At 52.9% G+C, this 18,469-nt stretch carries 7 protein-coding genes; 6 read left to right on the top strand and 1 reads right to left on the bottom strand.

Features of this window, described 5'->3' with window-relative positions; all coding sequences use genetic code 11:
- Window positions 1–206 precede the first annotated feature (206 nt).
- The 3 genes from LKE08_RS16325 (at window position 207) to LKE08_RS16315 (ending at window position 6,106) form a co-directional block, all read left to right on the top strand.
- Window positions 207–1,595: a mechanosensitive ion channel domain-containing protein gene (locus LKE08_RS16325; RefSeq protein WP_324705307.1), complete on the top strand. Its 1,389-nt coding sequence runs from the start codon at window positions 207–209 to the stop codon at window positions 1,593–1,595.
- 62 nt (window positions 1,596–1,657) lie between these two features.
- Window positions 1,658–1,870, top strand: a complete 213-nt coding sequence (locus LKE08_RS16320) for a hypothetical protein (protein WP_324705306.1) — start codon at window positions 1,658–1,660, stop codon at window positions 1,868–1,870.
- A 2,382-nt stretch (window positions 1,871–4,252) separates the two neighbouring features.
- The gene (locus LKE08_RS16315) at window positions 4,253–6,106 is read left to right on the top strand and encodes a DNA-directed RNA polymerase subunit gamma (protein WP_375341436.1); all 1,854 of its coding nucleotides are present in this window, start codon (window positions 4,253–4,255) and stop codon (window positions 6,104–6,106) included.
- A 319-nt stretch (window positions 6,107–6,425) separates the two neighbouring features.
- Here the strand turns inward: LKE08_RS16315 and LKE08_RS16310 are convergent, their stop codons facing one another.
- Complete coding sequence (locus tag LKE08_RS16310) at window positions 6,426–7,847, bottom strand: proton extrusion protein PcxA (protein ID WP_324705305.1); 1,422 nt, start codon at window positions 7,845–7,847, stop codon at window positions 6,426–6,428.
- A 79-nt stretch (window positions 7,848–7,926) separates the two neighbouring features.
- Here LKE08_RS16310 and LKE08_RS16305 point away from each other — a divergent pair, with 79 nt between their 5' ends.
- The 3 genes from LKE08_RS16305 to LKE08_RS16295 all read left to right on the top strand — a co-directional run.
- The gene (locus LKE08_RS16305; RefSeq protein WP_324705304.1) at window positions 7,927–10,179 is read left to right on the top strand and encodes a recombinase family protein; all 2,253 of its coding nucleotides are present in this window, start codon (window positions 7,927–7,929) and stop codon (window positions 10,177–10,179) included.
- 784 nt (window positions 10,180–10,963) lie between these two features.
- A complete protein-coding gene (locus LKE08_RS16300) occupies window positions 10,964–14,800 on the top strand; it encodes an Ig-like domain-containing protein (RefSeq protein WP_324705303.1) in 3,837 nt (1,278 codons plus the stop codon).
- A gap of 109 nt (window positions 14,801–14,909) precedes the next feature.
- Window positions 14,910–18,469, top strand: a 3,560-nt coding sequence (locus LKE08_RS16295) for a tandem-95 repeat protein (protein WP_324705302.1), incomplete at its 3' end; no start/stop codon positions are given.

Here is an 18,469-nt window from a genome sequence, read left to right as displayed (position 1 = left end):
GGGGGAGAATTGGGGGGATAATTGGGGGGAGAATTGGGGGGAGAATTGGGGGGAGAATTGGGGGGAGAATTGGGGGGAGAATTGGGGGGAGCCAGAGGATGCTTCGCTTTGGTTTCAACGGGGACTCTGAATTGGAAAGTGTACCTCATTGACTTGAAAATTACTGTAATCTGTTTTGGTTCGGAAATCTGAAAACTAACTATCCTATGAAAATTAGACAGAATCTTTGGCAAGGAATAGGGTCATATCGATTGACCTTTGTCATCTTCGCCACTGGATTTATTTTCTTTGCCAGTCCTCACCGGAGTATCGCTCAAGACGAGATAGTTCCCATGCCAGATTCCGGGAATTCAACCCTGAGAAGTAATCCTGATAGTGAAGTCTATTTTTCCGATATTTTAGTTAGAGGTAGACCGATTTTGCAAGTGGGTAGCCTTGCGGATTTGGGCGCAAGAGAACGGGCAAAAATTATCAATCGGCGAATTGGCAGTCTTTTGGCACAATCGGAATCGGAAACTTTGGGACAGGTGACAGTGACACCGGATGACCCTCGCCAAGTGGCAACGTTGCGATTAAATAATCGTGTATTAATGACTGTTACTCAGCAGGATGCCCAAGATTTTGGTTTGTCAGTGGAAGCCTTGGCCGAAAGATGGGCGGAACAACTAGATCAGGCAATCAGAAAACCGCCCTTAGCGATCGATGTGGGACAGCGCCTCTATGGAACAGTACAACAACTTTTACGGGATACGGTGGCAAATCTCCCCTCTTTATTGGGGGCGCTGATTGTGGTTGGGATGACCTGGGGAATAGCGAAAGTGGTGCGGTTTATTGGCTTTAGTTGGGCGCAACGGACGGAAGGCGATCGCAGTACGGAAATTCTGATTGGACGCTTGGGTTATGGCGCCGTCTGGGTGCTGGGCTCAGTTGTTACTTTGGGGGTTTTGGGACTCAACTTTGGTGCTTTATTGGGGGCGTTGGGGCTCACCAGTGTGGCGATCGGTTTTAGTCTCAAAGATGTTTTAAGTAATTATATCTCCGGGGTCATTTTACTCGCCGCCCGACCCTTTGGGATTAACGATCAGGTGGTTATTAGTGATTATGAGGGTACGATCACTCAGATTGACCTGCGGGCAACCACGATGAGAACCTATGATGGGCGGTTAGTGTATATTCCGAATCAAGAAGTATTTTCTGCCAGTATTATTAACAATACGGCTTCGCCACGCCGTCGTAGTTCGGTTATAGTTGGTATTGACTATGATGCCGATATTAGCCATACCAAACAAGTGATTGAAGCTACTCTGTCCGCACTTTCAGGGTTGGAAAAAGAACCGCCTCCCGAGATTTTGGTGTTGGAATTGGCCGCAAGCACTGTGAATCTGGAAGTGCGGTTTTGGGTTGATTCGCGGCGAGCAGGGTTTTTGACAATGACATCTCAAGTCATTCAAAGTATCAAAGAAGCACTGCAACAGGAAAATATCGAAATGCCCACTGATATCTATACATTAATGTTCCGCAATTCTCCTCTACCAACGGATACAGCAGGAAATTCTCAGTCTCACCAACCACCTGGGGGCTCAACCCAAGCTTAAGAACACTAAGAACTCAAGTCAGCTTTGGCTGACGTGATCGGGGTAAAATACGGAGGTTGATTATGAAGGTTGATTTACCGACGGAACAACAAGTTATCAAAGAGGGGTTAAAAATCCTATCTGCTCACATGGCTCCTGTCAAATTTGCTAGATTTGTTGTAGCTTGTCAACTGGGGGAAGGGGAGTATTTGTTGAGTAAAGATGATACATTCGCGGATGAAACAGTGGATAGTTTATATGAGAAGGTTCGGGCTTTTGAGCAGGGAAAAACTTGAGGTAGCGTTTACAAATGGATGTTAACGATCTCGCCTTTACCGGATTTCTATATCGGCGCTCATGGGTTCGTGTGTGGGTACACCCTGTTAACTCGTGATACCACCCGTTACCAAACTTATTTCCCCGAACTTCTCCTCATCAGTCCCTAAGTTAACCGGTGTTATGAGACTGGGTTGAGGGAAAATAAACCCGGTTTCTAGCAGCATCTCTGTTGCTTCACAAAAATTTACAAAATAAACCTGGTTTCTCAGTCCCAGGGATGGGGTAAAATTGGGATGGTATACCCTACCCGGTGCGCGGCTATGGATGAACCAAGTGTCATGCTTACAAATTCCCTAGTATTATTATTAATTGGATTGGTGGTAATCTTCTTATTGTTTAAGGTTAGGGGTGCTTTAAAGCCCCGCTTGGCAAAATTGAAGATAACTGTTTTTAACTCGAGGAAATTGTATTGTGGTAAATGTGTGACGTTGTCGGCTGAAGGGTACGATCAGTATGGCGATAAGTTTCCTATTGATGAAGTCAATTGGCAGTGTTCTGAAGGATTCGGGCGAATTGAAAATAATGTTTTCATTGCCGGATCGCGATGGGGAAATTGTAAAATTACGGCATCAGTAGGAGATATACAGGCACAGGTGGTGGTTGAGGTTTTAAAGCTGCCTCGCTTGGCAAAATTGAAGATAATAACTGTTTCTAACTCGAAATTGTATTGTGGTCGGTGTTTGCAGTTGTCGGCTCACGGCTACGATCAGTATAGCCATAGGTTTCCTATTGATAAAGTAAATTGGCAGTGTTCTGAAGGATTCGGGCGAATTGAAAATAATGTTTTCATTGCCGGATCGCGATGGGGAAATTGTACAATCACGGCATCAGTAGGAAATATACAAGCAAAGATGGTGGTTGAGGTTTTAGAGTCGCCTCGCTTGGCAAAATTGAAGATAATAACTGTTTCTGACTCGACATTGTATTGTGGTGAGCGTGTGCGGTTGTCAGCTCAAGGATACGATCAGTATGGAAATTCAATTACAGTTGACAATATAGAATGGTCTAGTTCATCGGGTCGCATTGTCAACAATCAATTTGAAGCAGGAGATCAGCCTGCAAAGGTTGTGATCACGGCACAATCTGGGAGTATTACTGATAGAATTTCACTACGAGTGACTGAGCGACCCAGGTTGGCAAAAGTGGCGATCGCCAAACCAAAATCAACAGAAATCAATTCAGGAGAAAGCTATACCTTTCAAGCCTACGGTTTAGATCAGTATGGCAATCCATATGAACTGAACAAACTCCGCTGGTCAATCAAAGTTAATTCTTATCTCGGTTCGATCGATCAGAATGGTCGCTTCAAAGCAAATAGCCAAAGTTTTGGGATCTGTACGATTCAAGCTCAAGTTGACCAGTTTGTTGCGACGCAAGAAATTGTTATTCCCCGAAGATTAACTGAGATAAAAATTTTCCCGCCTCACACTCAGCTAAAACCGGAAGAGTATGAGTTTTTTAGCGTTGAAGGTTACGATCAAAGTGGTGGTCTACCTTTTGAATTAAGTGATGTGTCATGGCGTTGCGATCGCGGCGGGAAGATTAACCAGCAAGGTGTCTTTCGGGCGGGTTACGATGCGCGTTATGTAAACGTAGAAGCAACGTCTGGGGAGTTGACTGATAAAGTTGAAGTTGAATTATTACCCGTTTTAAGGCATTTAAAATTACAACCTTCTTCTGTCACCTTGCAACCGGGCGAAAAACAACAATTTCAAGTGATAGGGCGCGACCAGTTTGGTGAGCGAATTGATCCGGGTTCTCTGGTTTGGAAGGCCACAGGTGGGAGGATTACTCAATCGGGTTCTTATCAAGCCGACTCGAAGGCTCAAGGTGAGTATTGGGTGGAGGTTGCATCGATAACTGCACCCAAGTGGACAAGAACACCAAGACACATTTTTCTCGGGGTTTCAATCATCAGCAAAATTGCTTCTTTTGTTTTGCAAATTTTGGATAGTGAGATCAAGGTAATCCTTGGCAATCAGGATACTGAAAAGATGTTGATGCCTGTCGATCAAGATGCCCGGGCGAAAACATCTGATTTGGCAAATACAGAGCAGAATAATTCTTCGGATATTATTAAACAAATTATTCGTGACTATCAAGGTTTGTTTTACAAGCAGTTGGCGCGATTATTTTCCACGGTGGGGCGTTTTTGTGAAGGGGAAGCTAATGCCAAGGTTAACTCAAAAGCGGTTGTTTCCATTCAGCCCGTCGTGTTGCCTGAAGGCGAAACCGAATCAGAAGTCTCGTCAAAGACTCGTTCAACGAAGAAGGATTTAGACACTCCTAGAAAGCCTGTACCTGACGGATACCGTTCAAACAGATTTGATTATGTCAAAATTGGGTTGGCGTCTCCAGAACGCATCCGACAATGGGGGGAACGTACCTTACCTAACGGTCAAGTGGTAGGGGAAGTTACCAAACCCGAAACGATTAATTACCGGACTTTACAACCGGAAATGGATGGGTTGTTCTGTGAGCGTATTTTTGGACCGGCTAAGGACTGGGAATGTCACTGTGGTAAATATAAACGAGTCCGACATCGGGGGATTGTCTGCGAACGTTGCGGGGTAGAAGTTACAGAATCCCGCGTCCGTCGTCACCGCATGGGGTACATCAAACTGGCGGCGCCCGTTACCCACGTCTGGTATTTGAAGGGGATTCCCAGCTACATGGCGATTTTGCTGGATATGCCCCTGCGGGACGTGGAGCAGGTGGTTTATTTTAACGCCTATGTGGTGTTGAATCCTGGAAATGCCGACAATCTGTCCTACAAGCAGCTATTGATGGAGGAACAGTGGCTCGAAATCGAAGAGCAGATGTACAGCGAAGAAGACGAACTCGTCGGCGTGGAAGTGGGCATCGGGGCTGAGGCGGTTCGGCGCTTACTCGAAGAAGTGAATTTAGAAGAAGAAGCCGAAAAACTGCGGGAAGAAATCACCGAAGCTAAAGGTCAAAAACGCGCCAATTTAATTAAACGCCTGCGGGTAATTGATAACTTTATTGCCACCGGTTCTCTACCCGAATGGATGGTCCTCAACATCATCCCCGTCATCCCCCCGGATTTGCGCCCGATGGTTCAGTTAGATGGGGGTCGCTTTGCTACTAGCGACTTAAATGACCTCTATCGACGGGTGATTAACCGTAATAATCGCCTAGCTAGGTTACAGGAGATTTTGGCGCCGGAAATTATTATCCGCAATGAAAAGCGAATGCTACAAGAGGCGGTGGATGCCCTCATTGATAATGGTCGCCACGGTCGGACTGTGGTGGGGGCTAATAACCGACCTTTGAAATCTATCTCGGATATTATTGAGGGGAAACAAGGTCGCTTCCGTCAAAACTTGTTGGGAAAACGGGTTGATTATTCTGGGCGTTCTGTGATTGTGGTGGGTCCGAATTTGAAAATGCACCAGTGCGGGTTGCCGAGGGAGATGGCGATCGAACTTTTCCAGCCTTTCGTCAGCCACCGCCTGATCCGCCAGGGGTTGGTCAATAATATTGGTGCGGCGAAAAAGTTGATTAAACGTGGCGATCCGAGTGTTTGGGATGTGTTAGAAGAGGTGATTTCTGGATACCCCGTTATGCTTAACCGTGCGCCAACTCTCCACCGCCTGGGAATTCAGGCTTTTGAACCGATCCTGGTGGAAGGAAGGGCGATTCAATTGCATCCCCTGGTCTGTCCGGCTTTTAACGCTGACTTTGATGGCGACCAAATGGCTGTTCACGTTCCTTTGTCTATGGAGGCTCAAGCCGAGGCGCGGCTGTTGATGCTGGCGTCCAACAATATCCTATCCCCGGCGACAGGCCAACCGATCGCCACGCCGAGTCAGGATATGGTTTTGGGGTGCTACTACCTGACGGCGGAAAACCCGAAGGCGACCCGGGGGGCCGATCGCTACTTCAGCCGCTTAGAAGATGCAATCACCGCCTACACCCAAGGTGTGGTGGATTTGCACGCCTCGGTTTGGGTGCGGTTCGAGGGCGAAGCGATCGCGGGGGAACCCGAACAACTCCAAGATGAAGAAACCGCAACGGATGGGAGCGTCACCCAAGTCTATATCGGTCAAAAAACGGGAAAATTGCTGCGTCGCTGCCGGGTCGATAAAGAGGGAAATCTCATTTCCCAGTATATCCGGACGACTCCGGGCCGGATTATCTTCAACAAAACGGTGCAAGATGCCCTGGACTAACGGTAATTGATAATTGATAATTGATAATTGATAATTAATTATTAATTATCGCTTTCTTTCGCCATTTCTAATATCAAGTTCGGACGCAGCCTACAGCAGTTGTCTATCCGCTGCGATACGGTTCGATCCCCCTAAATCCCCCTTAACAAGGGGGACTTTAACTCGATCTGTGTATCTCACTGACTTGAAAATTGCTGTAGAACGACAAGTCCAAACTGTTGGCGTAGGGATTGCCGTGGGGGCGATGTTTTGTTTTCCGGTCATTAAAATTGGTGGGCGATAAACTGCCAGATGAGGGTGCAAATTCGCACCCCTGCGGTCATTCATTCATCGTCTTATACGTCGATACCGCCGAAGGCGAACTGCGGTTCAGGTAGCGGAAAATCCAATACTTGAAAACAGCATCCAAGATAACCGGAAATGTGGCGATAAACAGAAAATTGAAATCTCGATTTTCCGGAAGTCCGAAATGTCGGGCGATACTTTCCAGGATGACTTCCCACCCGTGGGGGGAGTGGAATCCCACGAACATATCCGTCAGCAGGATGATAATAAACGCCTTCGCACTGTCGCTGAGTCCGTAGATCAGATCCCCCATAAACGACTTCAAAACGGCGACTTCCTGCTTGTTGGTGTAAATGATAAAACCGAAGGTTAACGTCGCGAGAATGTCAGCAAACACATTTTGAATAGCATCGGAACCCATCGAACGATATTCCTCGGCGAGTTCCGCCGCCCTTTCCCTTGTCCGTTCCTCCAACTCCTCTTCACTCAACTCCGGAATCAGGCCGATCATGCTTTCAAACTTGAGTCGTTCCTCGTATTTTTGCAACTCTACGAAGGCTTCTTCTTCCATGTTAACGTTCAGGAAAATAGGCGTATTTTCATCGATTAAAAAATGGTTGACTGCGGGGCCGACGACAAAGTTTTTCGCCAACTGCTGGGTCAGCAGGGGGACGAGAATTAGCAAGAGTATAAATCGGATCGAAATAATCGTCTTAACTTTCGATTTCCGATAATTTTTCAAGACTTCATCTTCCGATTCCGGGTTGAGTTCCCGCTTGATCCGGGTCATCGTTCTCAGCAAAGAACGGGGCAGAAAACTGGTCTCGGAGGTGTCAGATTTGAGTTCCTCTTGGATGTTGTTGCTGGGCGTTTCTGGGGAAATGGGTCGGTCAGAACTGATGATGGATTGATTTTTTGGCTTGGGGACAAGAAATCGATTTTCTTTTTGTTTGGGGACAAGGGAAACGGTTTCCGAATCATCTACCCGCACCAAAGCTCTGGACTCTACGGGAGATTTAAGTTCGGGCTTTTGTTTTTGATAGCGATCGGTAACGGAATCGATAAAGTCGAGTTTTTCACAAATAATTGCGACCTGTTCGGACGGGTCTTCGTCGCGGAAAAAATCATCGGACGATCGCCACTTTCCATTCAGTTCTGTCGCGTCGATCTGTTCCGAAATACCGAGTAAGGAACGGCTGGTATTGAACTCAGCCAAACGCATTTGAATAATTTTTAAATATTTATTAAGCTCCGACTGAAAATAAGACCGGACGCGATCGCCGTAGTCGCCGGACTCGGCTGAAATCACCTCACCATTAAAATGTTCATCTTCGATGGCTCGAATTCTCAAGGCCGCGTCATAAGCTTGGTCTAACGCCCGGTCGGGAGTATCGCGGAACCAGCGATTGGCACGGTCGAGAAATCGTTTAAACTGAGTCCAAGTGGAAGTGGGCATGGGTCAATCCATAAAAACCAATTTTTGTGAGATTTAGAGAAAGTGCTAATGTACGGGGTATCTTAGCAAATTTATTGACTTGACTGTGGTTTCTGCATCCCTGTGGATTACCGGAGGCTCGCGCAGCGGCAAAACGGCCCGTCTGGTCGAACAATTTTGCCTTTGGAGTCGATCCGCGACAGCGCACCTATCGCACCTGTCCGAGACGCAAACGACCGCCCCCCCCGAGTCCGCCGAATCGTTCAATTCGGCCAACCCGTTAAAAACTCAACCCACCGTTCCGGTGACATTGATTCTCGCCGCCAACGGGGCCAACAAGCGCGATCTCGTCGATCGCCTCACGGAAGCGAGTCGGGGACAATATCCCTTTGACGCCACCACCCCCCTCGGCTTTTTTCAGGCCGAAACCATCCTCTTCTGGCCCCTACTGATCGAACGCCTGGATCTGAGGGCGAAATTTCCCGTCCGGTTGCGTCCGGAACTCGAACAGGAACTCGCCACCGAGCTTTGGAGTCCTGAACTAGAAACCGGAAAACTCGCGGTCCCGGGAGGCAACCCGGTGCGACCCGGATCGCCGGAAGAAAATCGCATCGTGCGTCGGACCCTCGACCTGTTGCAATTGGCAGCGCTCAGTGGCACGCCGATCGAAGATCTCCCCTCGATTTTAGAACAGGGTCAAGCCTTTGCGGACATTCCCCGAGCCGCGGGCGAGTGCATGACCGAAGTGTTGCTGCGTTGGCAAGATTGGTGTCAACAGCGCGGATTGCTCACCTATGGAATCATTGCCGATCTGTACTGGCGCCATTTGTTGAGCGATCGCACCTACCAGCGACACCTCCTCGATCGCTATCAATTTGTCCTAGCAGATGATGTGGACGAGTATCCCGCCATCGCCCGCCACCTGTTCGAGTTTCTGTTGGATCGCGACGTCGTGGGGGCATTCACATACAATCCCTGGGGGGGAGTGCGGTTAGGTTTGGGGGCCGACCCCGAATATTTAGCGGGATTGGAATCCCGATGCCAATCGGAAGAACGGCCCCAGAAAAGCGGTCTGGCCGCCACCCTCGATCCCCTCTGGCTCCAATGGCCCCCCGAAACGGAGGCCCGGTTTCCCGAGATGCCCCCGCCGACATCGACCGTCCGGACAATCCAAACCGTCTCCCGGGCCGAACTCCTGCGGCGGACGGCGACCACCATCGCCGCCGCGGTCAAAAATCGCGAGGTCGAACCCAACCAGATCGCGATCGTCGCCCCCGGTTTAGACCCGATCGCCCGCTATACCCTGCGGGAAATCCTCCGCTACGAGGGCATCGCCGTGGAGGGCGTCGCCGAACAGCGGCCCCTGATCGGCTCCCCCTTCGTGCGATCGCTCTTGGTGCTGACAGCCCTCGTCTATCCCGGCTCGGGCCGCCTGCTAGACCGGGACGCGATCGCCGAAATGCTGGCAGTTCTCAGCCATTCTCCTTGGGGAATCACCCCTGCGGCCAGCCCGTCCGACGCGGACCGGTTCACTCCCCCTCCCCGCACCCGTCCCGCCATCGATCCGGTGCGGGCCGGCCTGTTGGCCGACCGCTGCTTCGCCCCCGACCCCGAAAACCCGCAATTGCTCCCCGCCAGTGCCTTTCCCCGCCAGGACCGCCTGGGCTACCGGGCCACCGACGCCTATGATCGCATCCGCCGCTGGGTGGCGAACCAGCAACAACAGTACCGTCAAAACCTGCTTCCGAGTCCGGTTTCCCTGCTCGACCGGGCGATCCAGCAGTTTTTCATTCCCAGACTCCCCCTCCCCCCCGACCAACTCTCGGTGTTGCGGGAATTGATGGAGACGGCGGTCCACTTCTGGGACGTGCACAGCCGGTTGCAACCGCAGCCGTCGGGGGATTCCCAACCGGAAACCGCCCGCCGGTTCGTCCAATTGCTGCGGCGGGGCGTCGTGGCGGCCAACCCCTACCCCGCCAAAGCCGACCCCGCCACCCGGGCTGTGACCCTGGCGACGATCTTCCAGTACCGAGCCAGCCGCGGGTTCCACCGCTGGCAATTTTGGCTGGACGTGGGGTCGCCCTTGTGGTTGCAAGGGGGGGCGAGTACCCTGTGGGGGGCGCCGCTGTTTTTGAACGCCGTCCGACGGCGGGGCCGTCCCTGGACCGTCGAAGAGACAATGGAGGCCGACCGCCGGCGACTTCAGCGGATTCTGCTAGATTTGTCGAGTCGGACCGGCGATCGCCTGTACCTCTGTCACAGCGAATTAGCCGTCAGCGGCCAGGAACAACTCGGCCCCCTGTTGCCCCTCGTCCACGCCACTTTACCCCATCTGGAATCCTCGGATTTTTGATGGAGTCTATAAGGGTTCCGCTTCCCCTTGGAATCCCCTTGATTTCAAGCCGGAACGAACTGGGTAGCATAGATAGCGGTTTGCCCGACGGAACCGGCGATCGGTTTCTTCGGGGCGGGTGAGTTAAAGTTCGACCCGATCGCGCCCGACAATTGCCCGGGCAGCATGGGTGCAACTGCGGCGGTTTTTTGTTTCAAAATTATTGTCAAAAAACATGAAATTTTTTGCCGAACTATCTCCGAAAAAATTCTTCGATATCTTCTCATTTTGGCGGAGCAATCGCACCTCATCTCGACCGTGGAAACGCCGTTATTTTGTCCGCCGATTCCGTCGGAGCCGTGGATTGACAGAGTTGCCCGGACTCGCGGGATGCCGGTCTGTTCCCTTGACTGATCGATACACGATAGCTCTCGATGGTCAACGTGCAACCGGATGAGCGGAGTCAACGATTTGGGTTTCATTCCATCGGGGGAGGCCTTCGATTGGAAATGTTTTGCCATAATAAAATTGCAGGTGTAACAATGATATTGAATACTCCGCTATCAATTGATGGGTCGCGATCGCCGGCGATTGTGGCATGATATTTGCCCGCCCAGCCCGAGCGCGATCGCGTTTCGGCTTGCCCAGCTACCCAAGATTTCGGCCGTCTATTTTATGATTTGATTTGTTTTAAAACTTCTCTTAAACTTTTGTCGTCAACCGGCGATCGAGACGGGCTGACCCCCGAAAGTAATTTTTTGTCTGTCACTCGATTGATTAACACAAACCGATTAGGAGTCGCACCATGACCACCTCCGTAATTCCCACCACCCGAGCGCAACTGGCCCTGCGAGTTTCTCCGGGCGACGAAATCCAAACCGTCAACAGAGTTATTTTAATTTTTCCGGCCGAACCCCTCCCCGACAAATTCGAGACCTTCCCCGACTCCCTCTCCAACCTGTTGCCGGCATCCGACGGCATCGGCGACACCCTCCCGGGCGAAGGGGGCGCCACCCTTTTTGTCCCCGACGAACCGGCCTTTGAAGCCACCATCGAGGACGGCGATGAAACGGTACTCGTGGTGCGATCGGGTGGCGAAGGGGGGGGATTCCAAACCCTCCTAGGACAAGAAACGGGGACACTGCAAACCAATCCGGACGGTTCCTTCACATTTGTCCCCGAAAATGGAACCGACCCCGGCACGGACCCCGGCACGGACCCCGGCACGGACCCCGGCACGGACCCCGGCACGGACCCCGGCACGGACCCCGGCACAGACCCCGGCACAGACCCCGGCACGGACCCCGGCACGAACGCAGACAACCAACCCCCCATCGCCAACGATGATTTCGTCACCACCGACCAGGGACAGGACACCTTTTTCGACGTCCTCCTCAACGACACCGACGCGGACGGAGACAGCCTCAGCATCGAAAACTTCACCACCACCGCCAACGGCACCCTGATCTTCAACGGTGCCGGCATCTTCACCTATCAACCCGACGAAGACTTCTTCGGGACCGACGGCTTCAGCTACAGCGTCACCGACGGCACCGACACCGATTTAGCCCAAGTCGTGATCAACGTCCAACAGACCGACAGACCCACCATCATCGAAGGAATCGGCAAAGGAACCGACGCCGACGACTCCATCATCGGCTCCTCCGGCGATGACGTCATCAGCGGTTTGCAGGGCAACGACACCATCTTCGGCCTAGCCGGAAATGACCAACTCCAGGGCGACGAAGGCAACGACCTCCTGTTCGGCAACCCCGACAACGACACCCTCGACGGCGGACTCGGCAACGATACCGCCTACGGCGGCAAACAAAACGACATCCTGATCGGTTTTGACGGCAACGACGCCCTGTTCGGCAACCTCGGCCTCGACACCCTCATCGGGGGCATCGGCGCCGATTCCATGTACGGCGGACAGGGCAACGACTGCCTCAGAGGCGGAGCCGATAACGACACAATTTTCGGCGATAAAGACAACGATATCCTCTGGGGCGACGAAGGCAATGATGTCGTCTACGGCGGCGCCGAAGGCGACCTGATCTTCGGCAACGACGGCGCCGATTCCCTATTCGGCAACCTCGGCAACGATACCGTCTTCGCCGGTACCGGCTCCGATACCGTCCTCGGCGGTCTAGATAACGACCAAATCGCCGGAGAAGTCGGCGACGACCTCCTCTCCGGCGACGTCGGCGCCGACACCCTCACCGGTGGCTCCGGCATCGATACCTTCGTCGTCGCCGAAGGGGCCGGCGGCGGCAGCATCGAAGAAGCCGACGTCATCAACGACTTTGCCACCGGAGTCGATAAAATCGGCCTGACCGGAAACTTGACCTTCGAGCAACTCAGCATCACCCAAAGCGAAGAAAATGCCGGTGATACAATCATTCAAAACGGCAGTGCCGGAGAATTCCTCGCCGTCCTCGTTGGCATCGATAGCAATACTCTCACTCAATCCGATTTCGTCCGCGTTGCGGGCTTTCCCACCCCTCCCACACCCACACCAACGCCCACGCCCACGCCCACTCCTCCGACACCGACACCGACTCCCACACCGACTCCCACTCCCACTCCCACTCCGACACCCACGCCCACACCGACTCCCACTCCCACTCCCACTCCGACACCCACACCCACACCCCCCATCCCCACACCGCCACCGCCCGTCAACCAGCCGCCCAATGCGGTGGATGACAATGTGAGGCGTACCCTGGACCAGCCCGTCACCTTCGACGTCCTCGAAAACGACAGCGACCCCGAAGACGAGCCCATCAGTGTCGTGGAATTTACCCGCACCACGGGAGGCGATTTACTCCAAAGCCCGGACGACATCACCGGCGGGACCTTTACTTACACCCCCGACACCGGCTTTTTGGGAACGGACACCTTCACCTACACCGTCGCCGACGGCAGCGGCAACACCGCCCAAGCCACCGTCACCATCCGGGTGAATCAACCCCCCGAGTTGATCGTCAACCGAGGCATCGTCGTGCTCGCCAACGACCAACAAACCATCACTGTTAATAACCTATTCGCCGAAGATCCGGACAATCCCCCGACGGAGGTGTTCTATCAGGTGATCCGAGAACCCGAAGACGGAACCCTACAGCAACTCGGCGGTGTCACCCAACGCATTCGCACCGGGGATACCTTTACCCAAGAAAACATCAATGTCGGCTCGATTTTATACAACTCGGGGAGAAATGCCGGAGGCGATGATTTTCTATTCCTGTTAACCGACAATGTTGCCACCCAACCCCAGGAAGCCTTCAGCATCTCCGTCGTCGATAACATCATCCCGGGAACCGAAGAAGATGACAATCTCTCCGGCAGCGGCTTGAGCGAACAAATCCGAGGATTCGACGGCAACGACACCCTCATCGGTTTGGGCAACCGAGATATCCTAGAAGGAGATGCCGGAAACGATTCCCTGGAAGGGGGCACCGGCAACGATGTCCTCGATGGCGGAGAAGGGGACGATAGCCTCATAGGTCAAGAAGGCAATGACTCAATATTTGGAGGCACCGGAAACGACTCCATTGATGGTGGCGCCGGAATTAACAGTCTGTTTGGCGAAGCCGGAAACGATACCATTATTGGGGGCGATGATGGCAATCTGTTGAGTGGTGGCGACAATGATGACTCAATGATTTCGGGACTCGGCAACGATACCCAACTCGGGGGCAGTGGTAATGACACCATGATTGCCAATGCCGGGGATGATCAACTGTTTGGAGAAGCCGGCGAAGATCTGCTCTTGGGTGGTGTCGGTCGTGATCTGCTCCAAGGTGGAGAAGACAACGATACCCTAGATGGTGGAGACAATGATGATAGCCTTTTTGGCGGCCAGGGTAATGACTTGCTGCAAGCGGGTGCGGGTGATGACAGCCTCTTTGCCGGCTTGGGTAACGATACCGTCGAGGGGGGTATCGGCGACGAAAGTATCTTCGGCGAAGGCGGAAATGATTCCATCGTCGGTGAAGCGGGCAACGACACGATCTTTGCCGGTAGCGGGGAAGATCAGGTGTTCGGCGGCGGCGACAACGATCTGATCTTTGCCGATAGCGGTAATGATACCGTTTTTGGCGGTCTTGGAGATGATACGATCGCCGGAGGGGGAGGCTCCGACCAACTCACCGGAAATGTCGGCAATGATGTTTTCTACTATCTCGCCCCGGGTGAAGGGGTCGATCGCATTGCCGATTTTGACGAACTCGGCGACGATCGCTTTTTATTCTTGACCGGAACCAACAATTTCGAGGGCTTAGTCCCCACCGTTGGCACCGATGCCCAACCCCTTCAAAGCATCATTATCACGAATATCGGCTCGGAAGGAGATGACATCACCGGACGACAACTGATCATCTTCCAAGACACTTTTGATAATATCCAAGCGGTCAACGCGGCTCTCAAAAATCAGAGGGGTTCCAGCGATGCTTCAGCCCTAATTGTTTACCGCAACAACCTCGCCTATACCGGCTTCTCTGGGAACTACGTTCTCGCCTTCGATCCCAATTTGGCGGACGACAGTTTGCCCGCTTTTGACCTGGGAATTCTCACGTCAATCGACCCGTCTACGGACAACATCAGTACCATCATCGGCTCTGATGATTTCATCATCATCTAGCTGAAAATTTTGAGAAGGAGCAGGGGTAAAAAATCAAGGATCATATTGATTACCCCCTCCCCGCTTCTGTTCCCCAACCCATTGTCGATCGCTTTTAAGGAGTCCAATCATGACAGGTGTTAATATCGGCACCACTTCGGCTATCGTATCGCGCCGGATTCTTCCGAGTAATACACTCCTGCCGACCAATGACATTGAATTGATTTTTCCAGCCGACCCCATCCCCAATAAATTCCAAACGTTTGAAGGGGTGATCGGGGATACGGTTGGCGGCGCCAATGGTACGATTATTTTCATTCCCGACGACCCATTATTGCAAGCCGTTTCTGTCGCGACCAGTTCCATCGTTTACTTAGAACAAACGGAGGGGGGACTGCAAACTCTCGATGGAGAAACGGGCGAAACTTTGCGGGGCGGCACCGGAGAAATTTTATTTCAGCCCGAGGGATTTGAATTTCCCGAACCCGAACCCGAACCCGAACCCCAACCCGAACCCGAACCCGAACCCGAACCCGAACCCGTCGAACCGACTCCAGACGATGGCACGGACGACGGCACGGACGATGGCACGGACGATGGCACGGACCCCCCACCGGAAGTGCAAATTATTACCATACCAGGTGCTGGAATTGGCACGGAGGAAGCCGATACAATTCTAGGCAGTGATTTTGACAACGATATCTCTGCTTTGGGTGGCGATGACATCGTTTTGGGTTTGGCGGGTAACGACATTCTCCGAGGTGATGATGGCAACGATTCAATCAATGGAAATTTGGGGAATGATGCCCTTCAAGGAGGAAGTGGAGATGATTGCCTGCGAGGGGGTCAAGGCGACGATTTGATTTTTGGCGATGGCGATAATGATCTGATATTTGGTGACAAAGATGCTGATACGCTGCTGGGCGGAACGGGTGTTGACTCCATGTATGGCGGTCAAAGTAATGACAGTTTGCGCGGGGGCGAAGGTGATGATTTAATATTTGGAGACAAGGGAAGCGATACGTTATTTGGGGATGCGGGAAATGATACGATAACCGGAGGTGACGAAGCAGATTTCTTGTTTGGAAATACGGGAAATGATTTGCTCAGTGGGGAGGTTGGCGACGACCAGCTTTTTGGCGGACAGGGGGATGATTGTCTGGCTGGGGGGTTGGATAATGATGTGCTATTTGGTGATGTCGGTAATGATAGTCTATTCGGAGGTGATGGAGACGATCAACTCTTTGGCAATACGGGCAGCGATTTCCTGAGTGGCGATATCGGCAATGACGAATTGTTTGGAGGTCAGGGCGATGATATCTTGCTGGGGGGACGGGGCGGCGATCGCCTGCGGGGAGATGCCGGAAATGACCTGCTATCGGGCGATCGCGGTGTGGATACCCTCACGGGGGGGGACGGCAACGATATCTTCAGTGTGGGACTGGTCCTCAGCCAGTCGGAGGAAGGAAGCGGCAGCGTCATCATCGGCACGACTGGGGGGACGTCCGTGGACTTCGCAGATCTCATTACCGATTTTGATGTCGGTATCGACAAAATTGGACTGACGGGGGGCCTCACCTTCGCCGACCTGGATATTCGTCCCGGCGAGGGGGCGAGTGCCGGGGATACCGTTCTCATCGATCGCAATACGGGCGAATTTTTGGCTGTTCTGGTCAACGTGGACAGCGATCTGCTCGACGAAGCTGATTTTGTCATCGACCCGAATGCGCCTCTACCACCCGACCCGACAGATCCCACAGATCCCACAGATCCAACAGATCCGACAGATCCCACAGATCCGACAGATCCGACGGACCCGACAGATCCAACAGATCCGACAGATCCAACAGATCCGATCACCCCACCCGTTCCGACACCTCCCCCACCTCCTACACCCATTCCGCCGGATGTGGAACCGCGAGCGGAAAGTGATAATTTTACTATCCGAGAGAACAGTGCGCTGACAATCGATGAGTCAACCCTGTTGGAGAATGACACTCCCGGCATAGCCGGAGATGTACTCGCCGTGTCCGACGTTCCCACGACCACCGATCGCGGGGGGAGTTTGGAGGATAATGGATCGTCTCTGATCTACACGCCACCCGCCGATTTTGTCGGGACGGACAGTTTTGTTTATACAGTCACGGACAGTAACGCCCAGACCGGGACGGCGACCGTTTTAATTAATGTGGAGTCGGTGAATGAAGCGCCGGTGGTGGATCTCAACGGGACGATGGCGGGGGGCGATGTCAGCACCACGTTTACCGAAGGGGGTTCGGCCGTGTCCATCGGGGCGATCGGTAGCCTCAGCATCACCGACGGAGACGGGGATGATATCGTTTCGGCCACGGTGACGTTGAGCAATACCGCCAACGGAACCGAAGAGGGGCTATCAATCAATGGTGCCCTGCCGAGCGGTATCACGGCGACGAGTTACGATCCAGATACGGGGGTCTTGCTGTTGAGCGGACGGGCGCCGGCGGCTTCCTATGAAGATGCGATCGCCCGGATCGAATACAACAACACTTCCATCGCGCCGGGGACAGGCGATCGCCAGATGACAATTGTCGCCAGCGACGGCATAGAAGACAGCGATCCGGCCACCGTCACCATCGACATGATTCCGGTCAACGATGCGCCCAGCAACGCCGTCCCGGATGCCCAAACCACCGACGGTGAGACTCCCGTGGTATTTAGTGAAGTGAATAATAACGCGATCGCCATTGCCGACCCGGACGCCGGAACCGAAGCCGTCGAAGTCATCCTAAGTGCCACCAGTGGCACCCTGACATCGGGAACAAATACAGAAGGGGTCGAAATCAGCGGAACGGCCACAGAAACCCTGATTCTAACTGGTGCGATCGGATCAATTAACCGCGCCTTGGACGGTTTGACATTCACCCCGTCGGGGGGATTTAATACCCAGTCGGGTTTGTTAGAAATTACCACCAACGACCAAGGCAACACCGGGGAAGGAGGTCCATTGACGGCAACAGATGCGATCGCGATCGAAGCCCTCAACGAACCTCCCGTCGCCACTGCCGACACAATTGATGTGTTGCTGAATACTGCGGCAACCATCACTGCGGATGAGCTATTAAGTAATGATAGCGATCCCAACGAGGACGTTCTCACCTTGACTGAGGTGAATAATGCCATCAACGGCACCGTCGAACTAAATGGGGATGGCAATGTCGTATTTACCCCCGACATCGACTTTACCGGAGAAGCCAGTTTTGATTACACCGTCAGCGATGACGAGGGGGAAACGGACACGGCCACCGTCACCGTTTCCGTGACATCCCTCCCGGAGGCGGTAGACGACAGCAACAGCACCGCAGCGGATACGCCTCTGGATGTCAACGCCGCCTCGGGTGTCTTGAGCAATGATAGCGACGTGGATGGCGATAATTTTACAGTCGTCGCCTTCGAGAGTACCAGTTCCCTGGGGGCGGATGTGACGGTGAATGCCGATGGTAGCTACACCTACGATCCCGCGACGGCGACCAGTTTGATCGCCCTGACGGAAGGGGAAGAGGTCGTCGATACCTTTACTTACACCGTTGAAGATGAGAACTCAAATCAGGCCACTGCTACCGTCAGCGTCACGGTGACTGGGGTGAACGATCCTCCCGAAGCGGTGGATGATAGCAACAGCATCAATGCCGATACGGTATTAGCCGTCAATGC

The sequence above is a fragment of the Lyngbya sp. CCY1209 genome (assembly GCF_035615495.1).
In the GTDB taxonomy this organism is placed as follows: Bacteria; Cyanobacteriota; Cyanobacteriia; order Cyanobacteriales; family Microcoleaceae; genus Limnospira.
The sequence above is the reverse complement of the archived record's forward strand: the minus strand, read 5'-3'. Positions and strand labels throughout refer to the sequence as shown.

Bases quoted from the DNA above. Each gene is read 5' to 3' on its own strand.
- LKE08_RS16325 (WP_324705307.1), top strand. From the start codon at position 207: ATGAAAATTAGACAGAATCTTTGGCAAGGAATAGGGTCATATCGATTG.
- LKE08_RS16320 (WP_324705306.1), top strand. From the start codon at position 1,658: ATGAAGGTTGATTTACCGACGGAACAACAAGTTATCAAAGAGGGGTTA.
- LKE08_RS16310 (WP_324705305.1), bottom strand. From the start codon at position 7,847: ATGCCCACTTCCACTTGGACTCAGTTTAAACGATTTCTCGACCGTGCC.
- LKE08_RS16300 (WP_324705303.1), top strand. From the start codon at position 10,964: ATGACCACCTCCGTAATTCCCACCACCCGAGCGCAACTGGCCCTGCGA.